Annotated in this window: 13 protein-coding genes; 6 read left to right on the top strand and 7 right to left on the bottom strand. The window is 71.4% G+C overall.

Annotation, left to right across the window (positions count from 1 at the left end):
- Positions 1-508: 508 nt before the first annotated feature.
- From ASG32_RS07880 to ASG32_RS07870, 3 genes are all read left to right on the top strand, one after another.
- Complete coding sequence (locus ASG32_RS07880; RefSeq protein ID WP_020095886.1) at positions 509-832, top strand: metalloregulator ArsR/SmtB family transcription factor; 324 nt, start codon at positions 509-511, stop codon at positions 830-832.
- A gap of 310 nt (positions 833-1,142) precedes the next feature.
- Positions 1,143-1,568, top strand: a complete 426-nt coding sequence (locus ASG32_RS07875) for a YeeE/YedE family protein (RefSeq protein WP_056524264.1) — start codon at positions 1,143-1,145, stop codon at positions 1,566-1,568.
- Positions 1,569-1,571: 3 nt separating this feature from the next.
- Positions 1,572-2,021, top strand: a complete 450-nt coding sequence (locus tag ASG32_RS07870; protein ID WP_042673736.1) for a DUF6691 family protein — start codon at positions 1,572-1,574, stop codon at positions 2,019-2,021.
- A 248-nt stretch (positions 2,022-2,269) separates the two neighbouring features.
- Here ASG32_RS07870 and ASG32_RS07865 read toward each other — a convergent pair whose 3' ends face one another.
- The 5 genes from ASG32_RS07865 to ASG32_RS07845 are packed head-to-tail and all read right to left on the bottom strand — an operon-like array spanning position 2,270 to position 6,957.
- Positions 2,270-3,157 carry a VOC family protein gene (locus ASG32_RS07865; protein WP_056524260.1) on the bottom strand — a complete coding sequence of 296 codons (888 nt, stop codon included), beginning with the start codon at positions 3,155-3,157 and terminating at the stop codon, positions 2,270-2,272.
- Positions 3,158-3,209: 52 nt separating this feature from the next.
- Complete coding sequence (locus tag ASG32_RS07860; RefSeq protein WP_056524259.1) at positions 3,210-4,157, bottom strand: HlyD family secretion protein; 948 nt, start codon at positions 4,155-4,157, stop codon at positions 3,210-3,212.
- A gap of 57 nt (positions 4,158-4,214) precedes the next feature.
- Positions 4,215-4,424 carry a DUF1656 domain-containing protein gene (locus ASG32_RS07855; RefSeq protein WP_056524255.1) on the bottom strand — a complete coding sequence of 70 codons (210 nt, stop codon included), beginning with the start codon at positions 4,422-4,424 and terminating at the stop codon, positions 4,215-4,217.
- The gene (locus tag ASG32_RS07850; RefSeq protein WP_056524253.1) at positions 4,421-6,463 is read right to left on the bottom strand and encodes an FUSC family protein; all 2,043 of its coding nucleotides are present in this window, start codon (positions 6,461-6,463) and stop codon (positions 4,421-4,423) included. Before ASG32_RS07850 ends, ASG32_RS07855 begins: the two co-directional genes overlap by 4 nt.
- Positions 6,460-6,957, bottom strand: a complete 498-nt coding sequence (locus ASG32_RS07845) for a MarR family transcriptional regulator (protein ID WP_020095879.1) — start codon at positions 6,955-6,957, stop codon at positions 6,460-6,462. Before ASG32_RS07845 ends, ASG32_RS07850 begins: the two co-directional genes overlap by 4 nt.
- A gap of 354 nt (positions 6,958-7,311) precedes the next feature.
- Here ASG32_RS07845 and ASG32_RS35575 point away from each other — a divergent pair, with 354 nt between their 5' ends.
- Entirely contained in the window at positions 7,312-7,503 is a 192-nt protein-coding gene (locus tag ASG32_RS35575; protein WP_056524250.1) for a DUF1127 domain-containing protein, read from the top strand.
- Positions 7,504-7,517: 14 nt separating this feature from the next.
- Here ASG32_RS35575 and ASG32_RS07835 read toward each other — a convergent pair whose 3' ends face one another.
- A complete protein-coding gene (locus ASG32_RS07835) occupies positions 7,518-8,183 on the bottom strand; it encodes a phosphatase PAP2 family protein (RefSeq protein WP_244491847.1) in 666 nt (221 codons plus the stop codon).
- 261 nt (positions 8,184-8,444) lie between these two features.
- On the opposite strand from ASG32_RS07835, the gene ASG32_RS32230 reads away from it, so the two are divergent.
- Complete coding sequence (locus tag ASG32_RS32230; RefSeq protein WP_020095876.1) at positions 8,445-8,663, top strand: hypothetical protein; 219 nt, start codon at positions 8,445-8,447, stop codon at positions 8,661-8,663.
- Positions 8,664-9,482: 819 nt separating this feature from the next.
- On the opposite strand, the gene ASG32_RS07830 is transcribed toward ASG32_RS32230, so the two are convergent.
- Positions 9,483-12,305 carry a hypothetical protein gene (locus ASG32_RS07830; RefSeq protein ID WP_056524247.1) on the bottom strand — a complete coding sequence of 941 codons (2,823 nt, stop codon included), beginning with the start codon at positions 12,303-12,305 and terminating at the stop codon, positions 9,483-9,485.
- Positions 12,306-12,747: 442 nt separating this feature from the next.
- Here ASG32_RS07830 and ASG32_RS07825 point away from each other — a divergent pair, with 442 nt between their 5' ends.
- On the top strand, positions 12,748-14,616 hold the full coding sequence (locus tag ASG32_RS07825; protein ID WP_056524245.1) for a di-heme-cytochrome C peroxidase: 1,869 nt from the start codon (positions 12,748-12,750) through the stop codon (positions 14,614-14,616).
- Positions 14,617-14,706: the final 90 nt, after the last annotated feature.

Below are 14,706 nucleotides of genomic sequence, written 5' to 3'. Positions count from 1 at the left end.
AATGCATTCCTCTCACATGGTTAACAAAACGTTTAGAACGCTCTTTCGGGCCGATGATGGTCATATTTTTCCCAATTCTGGAGCAAATGTGCGGCCTGAGATCGATATTTCCGACAGCGACCGAACCCATATTTCTTGGTGAATTCACGATTTTTAGTATCTGAGTCCATGTTTAAATGTCCTCAGATATTCGAGGCCGCGCCTGGAGCGAATTGCACGCGTCGCGGGTGCAGCAATATAGGTGCGGTGGATTTCAGACGGTCGGCGTTGCCCACCCCGTCGGGGGACGCGTTTCACACCGCCACAGGCCGGAGACGGAACAGGAATGACGGCTGTCCCTCGACGACCGTCCTGCCGGGTCTCGTCGCCGTAGCCGGCCGTCGGAACCGGACACGCTCGCCGAGCTGCTCGGTGAGGCAAGGCGCGCGCCGGCGTGCCAAATGGCGACGCCCTCGATATATTAGGATCCGCTAAATAAGAGACCCTGAGAGCGCCCGGATCCGGACCGATGGACGTCGTCACGCCGAACGAACTGCTGCGCCTTCAGGACAGGGCCGGCGACGCGGCCCGTCTGCTCCGTCTCCTCGCCAACGAGAAGCGCCTGCTCATTCTGTGCCTGCTGGTCGCCCGCGGCGAGATGGACGTGACGAGCCTCGCCGAGGCGGTCGGACTCAGCCAGTCGGCCCTGTCGCAGCACCTCGCCAAGCTGCGGGAGGACGGGCTGGTCGCGTACCGGCGCGAGAGCCAGACGCTTCACTACCGCCTGGAGGATCCCCGGGTCGCCCGCGTGCTGGCGACCCTCAAGGACATCTTCTGCCCGGAACTCGCCTGACCGCGTCAGCCACGCAGGATCTCCACCGCGAGTCCCGAACGGTCCGGCCGGTTGCGCAGCCGCAGGCTCGGCCCGCTGCGGCGTGACGCCATCGCGGCGATGGCGAGAGCGAGCCCGCAGCCCGTCGCGCGCGGCGATCGCGGAGGAAGCCCGCGTGCTCCGGAAGCCGGCCGGCGCGTCGCTCCGGCGCTCGCAGGCTTGTCGCAGAACATTAGGGCGCGCTAAATAAGGACCGTCTAATGTTCTCGCGCGGGACAGCGTTCTCCGCCGAGCCGGGCCTCGCCTGGACCGGAGCTGTGGGCAGATCGAGATGGATCACTTCACCCCGGTCGGCGCCCTTCTCGGCGGAGCGATGATCGGCGCATCCGCGTCGCTCCTCCTCCTCCTCACCGGGCGCGTCGCCGGCATCAGCGGCATCCTCGGCAGCCTCCTGGTCCCGCCCGCGCGCGGGACCGCTTGGCGGGCCGCCTTCGTGGCGGGCCTCGTCCTGGCGCCGGTCGCTTACAGCGGTCTCGGGGGCGACCTGCCGCCGGTGACGATCGGGGCGTCGTTCCCGCTCCTCGTCGTCGCGGGCCTGCTGGTCGGCTTCGGCGCGCGCCTCGGATCCGGCTGCACCAGCGGCCACGGCGTCTGCGGCATAGGCCGCGGCTCGCCCCGCTCGCTGGCCGCCACCGGCACGTTCATGACCGTCGCGATCCTCACCGTCCTCGTCGCGCGGCGTCTCGTCGGAGCCTGAGCCATGGCCAAGACCGTCTCCGCCCTCGCCGTCGGTCTCCTGTTCGGCCTCGGCCTCCTCGTCTCGGGCATGGCCGACCCGGCCAAGGTGCGCGCCTTCCTCGACGTGACGGGTCGCTGGGATCCGAGCCTCGCCCTCGTCATGGCGGGTGCCGTCGCGGTCTCGGCCGCCGGTTACCGCCTGGCGCTGCGGCGCGGCCGGCCGGTGCTCGCGCCCAGGTTCGATGTCCCGACCCGGCGCGACCTCGACCTGCGTCTCATCGCCGGGGCCGCGATCTTCGGCCTCGGCTGGGGCCTGGTCGGCCTCTGCCCCGGCCCCGCCCTCACCATCCTGACGGTGGCCCCGGCCGAGGCCCTGACCTTCGTGGCGGCGATGGTCGCCGGCATGCTGCTGTTCCGCCTCGTGCCGCCGGTGCGTCCGAAGCCGAAGGCCGTGCCGGGAGCCGGCGCCTGAAGCGCACCGCTCGGGCAAGCGGGTTCGCTGCGTCGGGATCGGACGCTCCCGCCATGTCGTCCGCGTGCCGGCGTCGCCGTGCGCTCGCGGTCCGACAGCCCCAAGGCGACGCTCTGCGGGCGCGGCGGGCACGGCTCGGGTCCGGAATCCGGCATCGCTCCGGTGGTGGCGGCCGCGACGGTGATGGGGCTCCAGCCTTCGGGTCTCGCGCTCCGCGCATCGGGCCCGACGGAGCGTCGGCGGCGCTGTCAGTCGGTGGGCTGGAGCCGCAGAGCGATGCCCCAGGGATCGCGGACAACGAGCGCGCCGTCGTCCGCGCCGAGGGGCGCGTCGGCCTCGCGCAGACGGTCTCCCGTCGATGCCAGGGTCGGTCGATCGACCAGCAGCAGCACCTCGGCGAGGCCCGTCCGCCCCTCGGATCTGACGGCCGCACCGCGGCTGTTCCAGACGTTGCCGGCCAGCTGATGGTGGTAGCCGCCGGAGCCGAGGAACAGGGCCCCCGGATAGCGGCACATCACGTCGAAGCCGAGCAGGTTCGCGTAGAAGCGCTCTGCCGCTCCGAGGTCGCCCACCTGGAGGTGGACGTGCCCGATGCAGGCGGCGGCCGGCATCGCCGACCAGGGACGTGTCGCGGCACCGACGATCCCGGCCTGATCGAGCCGTTCGTTGCGCATCACGACCGAACCGTCCGACGCACGCGGCCACGCCGATGCCGGGCGATCGACGTAGATCTCGATGCCGTTGCCTTCCGGATCGTCGAGGTAGACGGCCTCGCTCACGAGGTGGTCGGCGCCGCCCGTGAGCGCGATGCCGTGCCTCTCCGCGTGCAGGAGCCAGGCACCGAGGTCGCTTCGGTCGGGCAGCAGGAACGCCGTGTGGAACAGGCCGGCCTCGCGCGGGTCCCGTGACCGCGCGTTCGGGTCACGGCGCAGGACGAGGCGCGTCGCGTCGCCCGTCCCGAGCTGCACGGCACTCTCGGTCTCCGAGAGGATGCCGAGCCCGATGATGTCCCGGTAGAACCGCGTGAGCGCGTCGAGGTCGCGCACGGCCAGGGTCACCGCACCGATCCGGTACGGCGCCTCGGCCAGGACGCGGTCCGACCCGGCCTGGGGCCGGCTCGAAGCGGGTGTCGCCATGGTTCGTCTCCCGATCTCTGTCCGTCCGGCAGGTGGGATCGCCGGCCGGTCCTCAGCGGCTTCTCGTCTCCCGGGCGGCGGGCTCCGGCGCCCCGCGCCAGGATCCGAACAGGCTGAAATGCGGGGTCCCGCCCTCGGACGCGACCGCGACCGTCGCCGTGCGGCCCGCGACCAGGCGGGTCTCGTCGGGAACGTCGTCCAGCTTGATCCGCACCGGGATGCGCTGGGCCAGCCGGACCCAGGCGAAGGTCGGGTTGACGCTGGCCAGCAGGTTCGAGCCCGCCGTGCGCTCGCGGTCCTCGATGCCGCCCGCGAAGCTCTCAACGCGGCCGTTCAGCGTCGACGTCTCGCCCATCAGGCGGACGCTGGCCTTGTCGCCGACATGGATGCGCGGGAGCTTCGTCTCCTCGAAATAGCCCTCGACGCGCAGCGTGTCGCTGTCGATGAGCGCCATCACGCCCCGCCCGGTGGACACGTAGGTGCCGGGACGCAGCTCCATGTTGGTGATGCGCCCGTTGACCGCGGCCTTCACCGCGGAGCGTTCGAGGTTGAGCTTGGCGAGGTCACGGTCGGCCACCGCCTGCCCGTACGCCGCCCTGGCCTCCAGGTCGGTCGCCCGGGCGGCCTCGACCCTCTGCTGGGACGCGGCGGCGTCGCTGAGCTTCTGATAGCGGACGTAGTCGGCCGCGGCCCGCTCGGCGGTCGCCTGCTTGCCCTCGACCACCGCCTCCGCCTGGCGCAGGGCGAGATCGAAGCGCTCGGGATCGATGCGGAACAGCACGTCGCCCCGCTTCACCACCTGGTTGTCCGCCACCAGCACCTCGGTGACGAGGCCGGAGACGTCGGGGGCCACCTGCACCACGTCGGCGCGCACGCGCCCGTCGCGGGTCCACGGCGCCTCCATGTAGTAGTCCCACAGCGCCAGCCCGACGACCATCGCGGCGGCGACCGTCCCGAGGGTGACGAGGAGGCGGAACGAGAGGGCGAGAAGCCGGGGCATGGAGGGATCCGGAGGGTGTGGGCAGGGCGAGACCGGGCGGCCGGACGAGCCCGCCGGTCAGGAGGTGAGAGGGACCGCGACCGAGACGACGAGGCCGAGGAGCACGACGTAGAGGGCGAGGTCGAACAGGGGCCGGTGCCAGACCATGCGGTAGAACCCGGTCCGGGCCAGCACCCGCCGCAGGAGCAGGCTCAGGGCGAAGGCGATCAGCATCCAGGCCGCGAGGCTCGGCACGAACACGCCGTACAGGTCGAGTTCACCCGTCATGCCGCGAGCTCCGGATGCGTGGTGGTGGGCAGCGTCGACCGGTAGGGCGGCGCGTCCGGGAACAGGCCGCGCCGGACGCCGACGAGACCCATCAGCGCGGCCCGGCCGGCCGCCCGCCGCGCGTCGCGGGAGACGGCGTCGAGGGCCCCGTCGACGGCCTCGAGCAGGCCGGGGGCGGGCTTTCCCGGCTCGGCCGCGAAGTGCCGCGACAGCGCGACGAGGAGTGCCTCGACCGCCGCCCGGGCCGGCTCCGAGAGCTGCCGTCGGTCGCGCCGCAGCTCCACGACGTTGATGCCGACCCGGACCTCGGCGAGGAGGTCGGCGGTCCATTCCGCGTCGTCGGACGGCAGGGCGGCCAGCCGCGGCGCGATCAGGCCGACCCGATCGAGCATCAGCGCGGCGAGTTCGAGACCGTTCTGCGCGCCCTGGCGCCCGGCGGCGCGGGCGAGGCTGCGGCGGTTGACGGCCCGCAGGCGCCGCGCCGACCAGCCAGCGCCGACCGAGCGGACGAGGCGCGTGACGATGGCCGCGCCCCACATGCCGACGATGACCGCGACGGAGGCGTTGGTGAAGGCCGCGAAGTCCCCCGTGTAGCTGCCCTGGAGGGCGATCATGGCCGAGCCGTTGACCGCCGCGCCCATCGCCAGGGGCGCGGTCCTCGGCTGGGCCATGAACACCCCGCAGGCCAGGAGGGCCGGGGACAGCGCCAGGGCCAGCATCTCGAAGGTGGTGGCCAGCGGCAGGACCGCGAACAGGTAGGCGCCCGCCCCCAGGGCGCCGACGATGGCCGAGTTGGCGAAGCTGACGATGAACGGGGCGGGATCGTCCTGGGCGGCGAAGAAGCAGCAGCCGACCGCGGCCATCATCGGGGCCGCCGAGCCGTGCGGCCATCCGGTCGCGATCCAGATCGCGCAGGTGACCAGGATGGTCAGGAACACGCCCAGGGCCGACAGCAGCGCCATGCCGTGGTCGCGGTGGCGGATCGTGCGCGCCGCCGCGGTGTACCGGAAGGTCAGGTCCTCGGTGACCGGCGTCCCGTCCGCGATGTGCCGCTGCAGGATCCGGGCGTCCTGGCGCAGGTCGATGAAGTCGCGCAGCCGCGCCAGGAGGCTCGCCAGCACGAGGGCGTCCCAGGACGGCCGCTCCCCGAGCCCGGGTTCGAGGGCGTCCGCCTCGGCCTTCAGGCGGTCGGCCTCGGCCTGTTCGGTGGTTCCGGAGGCGAGCCAGCCGGCCATGGCGTCGAGGAGGATGCGCAGGCGCTGCGGCAGCGCGCTCGCCCGCTCCAGCGTCTCGATGCGGTCCGAGACCGCCGAGGCGATGGGCAGGAACATGAGCATGTGCTGGCGCAGAGTCGCCATGGCATCCGCCGAGCGTTCCGCGCCGGTCATGTCGTAGCGCAGCGGCGTCGCCAGGGCATCGAACGCGACCGCGTCCGAGGCCAGCTTCAGCCGGGTGGCCTGCGTGTCCGTCGTCGCGCGGGTGCGGCCGAGGACGTCGATGACCCAGCCCCGCGCGTCGCGCAGCCAGAGGTCGAGCCGGCCGGAGATCACCGGCGCCACCGATTGCGGCAGCACGATCGTGTTCACGAGGCTGGCGCAGAGGATGCCGAGGGTGATCTCCTCGGCCCGGGCCACCGCGACATCGAACATCGTCCCGGGATCGCCCACGGCCGGGAAGCCGATCAGCGCCGCCGTGTAGCCGCCGAGCATCATCAGGTAGCTGCGCGGGGTGCGGTCGAGGAGGGAGAAGTAGAGGCACGTCGCGACCCAGGTCGCGATGGCGAGCGTCAGGAGTTCCGGCGCGTTCACGAGGTTCGGCACGAGGGCGACCGTGACCACGGCCCCGAGCAGGGTGCCGAGCACCCGGTAGAGCGCCTTGGAGCGGGTGGCGCCGGCCAGCACCTGGCTGGTGATGTAGACGGTGCCGAGCGCCCAGTAGGGGTTCGGCAGATCGATCCAGAACGCCAGGAACAGGGCCAGCATGCCGGCACCGAAGGTCTTGAGCGCGAAGGCCCAGTCGCGCCAGCCGGGGAGCGTCATTCCGCGGCCTCGCCGCGTCGCGCCCCGGCCTCCGCCCCGTCGAGCCCGGCCTCGCCGCGGAGATGATCCTGCAGGGCCTGGAACACCCGCAGGCCGGCCTCCAGATCCGCGGCGCTCACGGTCGCGAACACCGTCTCCCTGAGGCGCTCGAGATCCGCCTCGATCCGCGCGACGACCGCCTGCCCCGCGGGCGTCAGGGTCAGCACCTTCGCGCGGCGGTCGGTGGGGTCCTCCCGGCGCGCGACGAGGTCCGCCTTCTCCAGTTGATCCAGGAGTCGCACCAGCGACGGCCCCTCGATGCCGATCGCGTCCGCCAGGGTGGTCTGGCGCGGCTCGCCGCCCATGCGGGCGATCAGCACCAGCGGCAGGGCCTTGGCCTCCGAGATGCCGTGGGCCTCGGTCGCCGCGTTGGCCAGGCGCCGCCACTGCCGTCCGGAGAGCAGCAGCGTGTGGGTGTAGGCCAGACGGAGCTGCCGCAGGGTCTTGGCTGCCATCTCAAGCCTCCCGGCGGATCGTGGTGACGCGCATCGGGCGGCCCCGCACCGATATTGATAGTAACCTATCGATTGGCGCGGCGCCGTTCAAGGGCGCGCGCCGGCGGGCCACAACGCGCGGTGGTCCATCCCGGGGATCTTCGAGGCCGGAAGCCCGGTCCGCGAGGAACGCGACGCCGGCCTCGGCGATGCGCCCCTCGCGGCCGATGAGCCGACGCCGGCACCGTCTCCGCCTGGGACGCCCCGGCAACGCGGCGGGTGCGGCCGGGGGGCTCCTACCGTCCCGCCCATGCGGCGGGCCAGGCGCCCGGGCGTCCGTGACCTTCGTCACGGTCGCGGAGCGGCGCACAGGGCATGTCAGTCTCCGCAGGCCAGGAGGATCAGATGACGGCTCCGTTCTCCCTCATCAGGCGATGGCTCGACTGCCGTCGCGCGCGGAGCGAACTCGCGTCGTTCAGCGAGCGCGACCTCGCGGATCTCGATCTCGTCGGCTGTGACGTGAAGCGCATCGCCTCGGCGCGGTCCGTGCGGAGAGGCGGGGCCTGAGGATCCCGGCGCCGTCAGCGCGGCGACCTGCGCCGGTCGCGTGTCAGGCGGTCGACGGCGAACTCCGCGGCGATGCCGATGACGGCACCCGCCAGCACGTCGGCGGGGAAGTGCGCCCCGCGGAGAACCTGCGCCGTGACGACGCCGGCCGCGGCGGCGTAGGACGGTCCCCTGATCTCCGGATAGGCGCGCGCGGCGGCGCGCGCGACGGCGGTGCTCAGGGCGGAATGACCCGAGGGGAAGGATTGCCACGGACCGATGCCCGTTCCCGGCCATCCCCGCACGTAGACCCCCTCATCCATCAGGACGTTCGGCCGCGTCCGATGCACCGCCCGCTTCAAGCTCGTCTTGACGACACCGGCCAGGAGACCGGCTTGCAGCATGTGCCGCCCCGCTTCCGCCATCCGGCGATCGCGCACCATGAGCCCCAGGACGAGGGTGCCGGCAGACAGCGAGAGCAGGGACTGCCAGCTCCCGATCTCGCTCGCCGTCCCCACCGTTCGAACGACGGGGTGGTCTTTCGCGCGTGCCAGCCCGACGCCGAGGGCGACGTCGGCCGCCTCGAACCGGTTGGCGGTGTCGCGTGCTCTGACGTCGGACGGGCTGTTCGGGGATCGCGCAAGCATGGCCATAAACGCGCCCGACGGGCGTTCGTTCGATGCGGCCCCCGCGAACGGCACCCGCCACCGCACCCGCGCCCGGTCAGGGACGCGCGCCGCGTCGGCGAACTCACGGTCCGGACGGGAGAGGCCGTGATCGCCTGAACTCGGGCCCGGCGGATGGAGAGGATCGGCCAGGATCTGAGCCAGGATCTCAGTCAGGACCGGCGGAATCGGATATGCGGCTCGGCCCCGAATACTCGTCAGGCCGGCCCGGAGTTGACGGAATCGGACAGATTGGACAGGTTCCAGTGACTAACCTGTGTTACAGTCAGGGCGACGATGTCCACTGATCTCCCCCAGGGTAGAGTCACGTTCCGCGGCCGCGGTCTGGCCTTCGCGCACGGGGCCAAGCTGGTGCTGAAGGTCTGCCCGCTGTGCTCGCAGTGGAACGCGCCCCGGGCTGCCGACCTCGGGCAGTGCGGCTGGTGCGCCTACACTCCGTCCTGTCGCGACGTCGAACCCGCGCCGAGCCGCCACGACACCGACGTCACCTCGTGAGACCGCGGAGGCTCGGACCGGCGCGCGACGCCGCGCATCGCGACGGTGCGGGCGCGGCGTTCCGCACCGATGCCGGCATGCCCCGCGCCGTTCAGCTGTACTGAAGCTCGGCCCGCGCGCGGGAGAGCTTGCGCAGGATACGGCGGATGTGCTCGCGGAGCATGAGGGTCTCGTCCGTCGGGTTCTCTTCCGAAGCCATCGCCGACACATCCAAGACACTTACGGCCCGGTAGCGCATCCGCTCCTCCGCACGACATCACGACGTGTCCTAGCAGCTACTTTCAATTAACGCATCCATCATTTGATCGATTCCGCGCCTCTGCAGCGCGCAAGTTTACGTAGATTTCTCAATCGATGCCCTGATCGGGCCGCGCAATAGAGTTTCCACGTCCCTCGCTTCACCGATCTGGCTTGCGCACGAAATAATCCCGACCCCGATCAGCTTCGGCCGCTCGGTCTCGTGGCAGACGGTGGCCGGCTCGACACAGACCGCGCGCGGGTTCGAAGGACTTCCCCGCCCCGCCGGCCGGGCGGCGCTCGGGATGCCGCGGACAGGGGGCGCTCTGGTCGAGCCGCGATGCCTTGAACGACGTGCCGAGATCCTGAGCGCGGCCGGATCGGCATCGGCTTTCCTGTGCTTTGACCGCCCCGGAAGGAACTGATCTTCCGCTCTGCTACGGCGCGGTGCCGCCGGGGCGCGGCCGGCGCGACGGACACCCCACCCCGGCGCCGGTCGTCCCGGACCTGCGCGTCCGCGCGGCCGCAGCGTTCGGCCGAGCGACCGTGATCGGGAGGTGCGCGCGTCCGGCGTCGCCCGCGCTAGGAATCCGCGGTCCGGCGCCCGATCTCGCTGTCGAGATACACGGACCAGTCCGACAAGGTCGTGAGCTGCGAGCCGAACATCTTGCTGACCTGGTAGTAGCCCAGGGCGCGATAGCTCTCGAACTGGCTCTCCGAGAACCACTGGTTGGCCGTGCTCTCGTGCGGGAAGGCCGGGCTGGTGGCGCCGTAGGCGCGGACTTCGGCGGGGATGTCGTCGAGGAAGCTCGGCTTGATGTAGATCAGCGAGGCCGCGTCGCGGGCCCCCGGATACGCGATCGTTCCCCGCGCGTAGCCCAGCGCACCGGCACGCTTGCCCTCGCGCTCGATCGTCGCGCGGGGGAGAATGCGCATCTCGCCCATCTGGACCTTCGCCAGCCCGTCCACCTCGGCCTTCCGGATCACGTTGCCGAGGTCGAAGAACGTGCAGCGCTCGTCCTGGCCCGCGTCGATCACCACGATCCGCGCGCAGCGCCGCCGCAGCATCTCGTAGACGCCGAGATTGTCGAAATGGCCGCCATCCGAGAGGTAGATCGCCTGCCGGACATCGGTGCTGCGGCCACCGAGCTCGCTCAGGAGCGCGAGCACGGAGTTCCTCGGCTTGGCGAGCTTGAGGTCGTCCCGGCGCGCCACCGCGGGGTTGGGCAGCCAGGCGCCGAGCCGGACGTTGAACAGGGTCATCAGGAACGCGATCAGGCGCGACGAGTGATAGCCCCAGTTCGGGCTGACCGCCGCCCCGGAGATCGTCAGCAGACCGCCCAGCAGCGGCCCTCGGCCCGCGCTGACACGGTCGCCCGGGGTCTCCATCCCGGCATATTGCGACGTGCGGATGTAGGCCCCGCGCGGGCCGACGGTGCCGGGCCGGTCGCGCGCCCTGTCGGCGCGGTCGAGGATCGCCGAGCCGCAGGCGAAGGGTGTCGCGGTGAAGGAGGCGGCCTTCCGCTCCGCCCACTCGGTGTGGAGGAGATCCGTCAGGTTGAGCGTCATGTTGACGACGGGCAGGAGCCGCTTCTCGGTCCCGAGATCGGCGATGCGCGGGCTGTCCTCCTCGTCGAAGTCGGTGAAGGGATCGGCGTCACGCCGCGTCCGCGCCGAGCCGAGGAAGCCCCGGGTCAGGCGGTTGCGGTAGACGCCGTGCATGGAGAAGCGGTTGACGTTGACGCGGCCGAACAGCCAGACGGCCCCGGCCAGGATTGCCGCCACCGCGACGTCCAGGAGCACGATCATGCCGTAGGGGTTGATGCCGCAGACGGAGCCGGCATCGGCGCCGGCGTCCGCGCCGCCGAGCGCCCGGCGCGGCAGCAGGCAGTCGCCCCACCAATCGTGCGCCTGGCCGAGGAAGCGGCCGAGCCACCAGCCCATCAGGGCGAACAGGCTGATCCCGAAGACCGCCGCCATCGCGCTGAGGCCGATCATCACGAGGTCGTCCATGCGTCCCTTGGCGGCCAGGGACTGCGCGCGGACGAAGACCTGCTTGCCCAGGAAGGCGGCGGCCGGGCCGGTGGCGAGGGCGCCGAGCGCGCCGAACAGGGCGGGGATCTGCGCGTCCTGGCGGCCGAGGGCGTCGGCGGACAGGACGAGGCAGCACAGGCACAGGCCTGTCCAGCCCATCGCGGCCAGCAGGAGCTGGCCGTCGACCCGCGCGACCCACTCGCGGTCGAGGTCGGCGCACTCGGCGCTCTTCCGGAACCCGATGAAGATGACGCTCTGGAGAAGGTGGATGACGATCAGCGCCGGCGGGGCCGCGACCGTCAGGATCTGAGAGACCTCGGCCTTCGCGGCGTCGAAGCCGGCAGCGGAGCCACCGACCAGCCAGCCGATGGACGCGTCGGCGCAGACGCAGATCAGCCCCGCCGAGACGAGGCTGCTGGCGAGCCAGGGACCGAGATTCCGCTCGTACAGCCAGAGGCCCGGATGGCCCTTCGAGGTCTGCCAGATCAGGCCGCTGAGATAGGCCGCGACCTGCACGGCGAAGTAGGCGAGGCCCAGGCGGCACAGGGAGAGGCCCGAGACCGGCAGCGGCTGCTCGAACAGCGCGCGGAGCGTGAACGGCAGCGCGAGGGCCCAGACGCAGGTCGGCGCAATGATGCAGGCCGCGATCCGCGCCGGGGACGCGTACGCCGTGACGCCGCCCGTCCGCGGCCGATGGCTCGGCAGGAGGGTGCAGGCGCTGAACGTCGCGACGAACAGCGCCGCGCTGCCGAGCACCAGGGGCAGCCACAGCGTGCTGCCGCTCGCAGCCTCGAGCGCCGTCCGGTAGGCGAGCAGCGCGAGGGGGACGAACAGCAGCAGCGGGAAGATGATCAACCAGTTGAGGATCGTGTTCCGGATGTAGAGAACGATGCCGGCCCAGGTGTCGCGCGACAGGATCCCGACCTCCGGGGTCAGGTAGTTCGTGTAGCGCCGCAGCTTGGCGAAGATCTCGTTGCCCGAGCCGCCGAGCTGGCGCTCGGCCTCGGCGATGCTGCCGCACTGACGGATGAACGTCTGCAACCAGCCGCCGGCGAAACCGCCCCCCGATACCGTCGACAGGTAGTGGAATTCGCCGAGCATCCGCCGGCTGGCCAGGGCCTGCAGGGCGCCGAGGCAGAAGGTGGCGCTGCGGATCCCGCCGCCGGACAGGCACAGGGCGGCGAGCCGAGCCTGGTCGGCCCGCGCCTGCCAGGGCGCGCGATCGCCGGGCTCCGGCGGCCCGCAGAAATGATCCATCTCCTCCGCGAGCGCCTGCTCGGTGTCGAGGAACCACGCGTCCCGGCCCGTCGTCAGGGCGGGCAGATGGTGGGGAGAGGCATCCGCCTGGATGTCCGCGACACTGGCGCTCATCGCTCCTCCTATCGCCCGCTATCGCCCGCGCTGTGCCGGACCGTGCCGGACTGTGCCGGACTGTGCCGGACTGTGCCGGACTGTGCGGTTCAGCCGCCGGGGCACGACAGCGACCGTGCCCCGGCCGTCCTGATCGGTGACCTCTCGAACATCTCCCCGCCCGATGTCGAAACAAGTGACGATAAAATTTTACGGGATCAGTAACCGCTATATAAACTATATCGAGAACAACGGTCGGGAGAACAGGTTGCCCGAATCAGCATTGCGGCCGAGCAGGGGCGCTGCACCACCGAAGCCCGAAACTACCGGTGCGCCGACCCTCACAGAAAAACTGTATTCGAACATCATCCATTCGAATGACGCGCGCACGGGGATCGGCGTTTATTGAAATCGGCGAGACGCTTCGCGAAGGCAGGGTTCCCGCCATGTCCCAGGTGCGATCGTGACCCGCTCCCAGGCCGCCCGCCAGACTGCCCGCCACGCCGCCCGCGTCGTCGCGCTCACCGCGGCGATCCTGCTCCCGGCGCAGGCCGGATCGCGCGCCGCCGACCGAGGACCGGCAGACGGGCCGGGCGACGGGCCGGCAGACGGGCCGAGCGACAGGCCGGACGGCACCCCGCACTTTCTCGAACAATCCTGGACGCCGCAGGAGCGCGCGTGGTTCTACCGGGCGAGCCAGGGCTCGCAGATCATGCCGTATGCCTGGTTCATGTCCCTGGAGCGCCCGGACGACGACACGCTCTTCGTCGCGGACGGGCTCGCGCGCTTCGGCTACCTGCCGAACCCGTACGACGGGACGCGCGGATCGGACCGCAGCGGGCTCCCCATCGGGTTCGTGAAGGACGTCGACGATCGCGGCGAGTGGATCGGCATGACCTGCGCCGCCTGCCACGTGAACCGGGTCGACCTGCGCGGTCGGTCGATCCTGATCGACGGCGGCCCGGCCGATGCCGACATGTTCGCCTTCATCGAGGAACTCGGCCGCGCCCTCGCGCGGACGCGCGACGACCCGGCGCGCTTCGAGCGCTTCGCCCGCCGCGTCATCCCGGCGGAACTGTCGGCGCCGGGGACGGGCCCGTCCGAGCCCGACCGCCGCCGCCTGCGGGCCAGCCTGACGCGGCTGGCCGAGGACTTCTCCCGTTACGTCGCGTCGAGCCGGACCGCGGTGCCCTGGGGGCCGGCACGCCTCGACGCGTTCGGCATGATCTTCAACCGGGCGACGGGCATCGATCTGCGCGACCCGCACAACATCGCCCCGCCCGACGCGCCCGTCAGCTACCCGTTCCTGTGGGACACGTCGTGGCACGACCGGGTGCAGTGGAACGGCTCCGCCGCGAACGGGCTCGCCGTCGAGCGCCTGGGCCGGAATGTCGGCGAGGTGCTGGGGGTCTTCGCCCGCACCGACATCCGGGAGCCGAGCCTGCCGCCGCTCTGGTTCGAGACCTCGGCGGACCGGGTCAACCTCCTGCGGATCGAGAACCAGCTGGGCGCCCTCACGGCGCCGGCCTGGCCCGACCGGATCGCGCCGCGCACCGAGGCGCAGGCCCGGGACGCCGCGGCCGGCAAGGTCCACTACGACCGGTACTGCGTGTCCTGCCACGCGATCGCCCCGACCGGCGCGAACCGCACGCTGACGGTGACCCTGACGCCGCTGGCGGAGATCGGGACCGACCCGAAGATGGCGACGAACGCCGTGTCCCGGCGCGCGCGGACCGGGATCCTCGAAGGGATCCGGATGCCGTTCCTGGCGACGACGCCGCCGCTGGCCGCCGAGACGAGCAGCCTCGAACTCGTGGCCACGCTCGTCGCCGGCGCGATCCTGGCGCCCCTCGACCGTGGACCGGACCCGGCGGGCGTCGGGGCGGACCAGACCGTCATCCTCGACCGGCTGCTCAAGCGCGGCACCGCCGCCCTCGAGGCCCGCAACGCGATGCTCGACGATGTCTCGACCGCCGGCGGCAAGGGCCTCGTCGCCGCGTTCGTCGGTGCGCGGAGAGACCGCGACCTGATGGTCTACAAGGCGCGGCCGCTCAACGGGATCTGGGCGACGGGCCCGTACCTGCACAACGGCTCGGTGCCGAACCTGTACGAACTTCTGCTGCCCTCCAGCCGGCGATCCAGGACGTTCCGGGTCGGCAGCCGGGAACTGGACGAGGACCGGATCGGCTTCCGGTCCGACGTCGGGCCGTTCCTGTTCGACACCGCGCTGCCGGGCAATGCCAATACCGGCCACGAGGGGCCCGCCTACGGGACCGAGCAGCTCGACGACGCGCAACGCCGGCAGCTTCTGGAATATCTGCGAACCCTCTAGGCGCGCTCCGCGGCTTCGATTTCTATCTTATCAGTATTGATTTGCTGTTCGATTGCATTCGTGATGGAATAACCGATTTCGGCACCGGCC

It is taken from the genome of Methylobacterium sp. Leaf361 (genome assembly GCF_001424445.1).
GTDB lineage: Bacteria > Pseudomonadota > Alphaproteobacteria > Rhizobiales > Beijerinckiaceae > Methylobacterium.
The sequence above is the reverse complement of the archived record's forward strand: the minus strand, read 5'-3'. Positions and strand labels throughout refer to the sequence as shown.

Bases quoted from the DNA above. Each gene is read 5' to 3' on its own strand.
- ASG32_RS07875 (WP_056524264.1), top strand. From the start codon at position 1,143: ATGGATCACTTCACCCCGGTCGGCGCCCTTCTCGGCGGAGCGATGATC.
- ASG32_RS07865 (WP_056524260.1), bottom strand. From the start codon at position 3,157: ATGGCGACACCCGCTTCGAGCCGGCCCCAGGCCGGGTCGGACCGCGTC.
- ASG32_RS07855 (WP_056524255.1), bottom strand. From the start codon at position 4,424: ATGACGGGTGAACTCGACCTGTACGGCGTGTTCGTGCCGAGCCTCGCG.
- ASG32_RS35575 (WP_056524250.1), top strand. From the start codon at position 7,312: ATGTCAGTCTCCGCAGGCCAGGAGGATCAGATGACGGCTCCGTTCTCC.
- ASG32_RS07870 (WP_042673736.1), top strand. From the start codon at position 1,572: ATGGCCAAGACCGTCTCCGCCCTCGCCGTCGGTCTCCTGTTCGGCCTC.
- ASG32_RS32230 (WP_020095876.1), top strand. From the start codon at position 8,445: ATGTCCACTGATCTCCCCCAGGGTAGAGTCACGTTCCGCGGCCGCGGT.
- ASG32_RS07845 (WP_020095879.1), bottom strand. From the start codon at position 6,957: ATGGCAGCCAAGACCCTGCGGCAGCTCCGTCTGGCCTACACCCACACG.
- ASG32_RS07850 (WP_056524253.1), bottom strand. From the start codon at position 6,463: ATGACGCTCCCCGGCTGGCGCGACTGGGCCTTCGCGCTCAAGACCTTC.
- ASG32_RS07880 (WP_020095886.1), top strand. From the start codon at position 509: ATGGACGTCGTCACGCCGAACGAACTGCTGCGCCTTCAGGACAGGGCC.
- ASG32_RS07860 (WP_056524259.1), bottom strand. From the start codon at position 4,157: ATGCCCCGGCTTCTCGCCCTCTCGTTCCGCCTCCTCGTCACCCTCGGG.
- ASG32_RS07830 (WP_056524247.1), bottom strand. From the start codon at position 12,305: ATGAGCGCCAGTGTCGCGGACATCCAGGCGGATGCCTCTCCCCACCAT.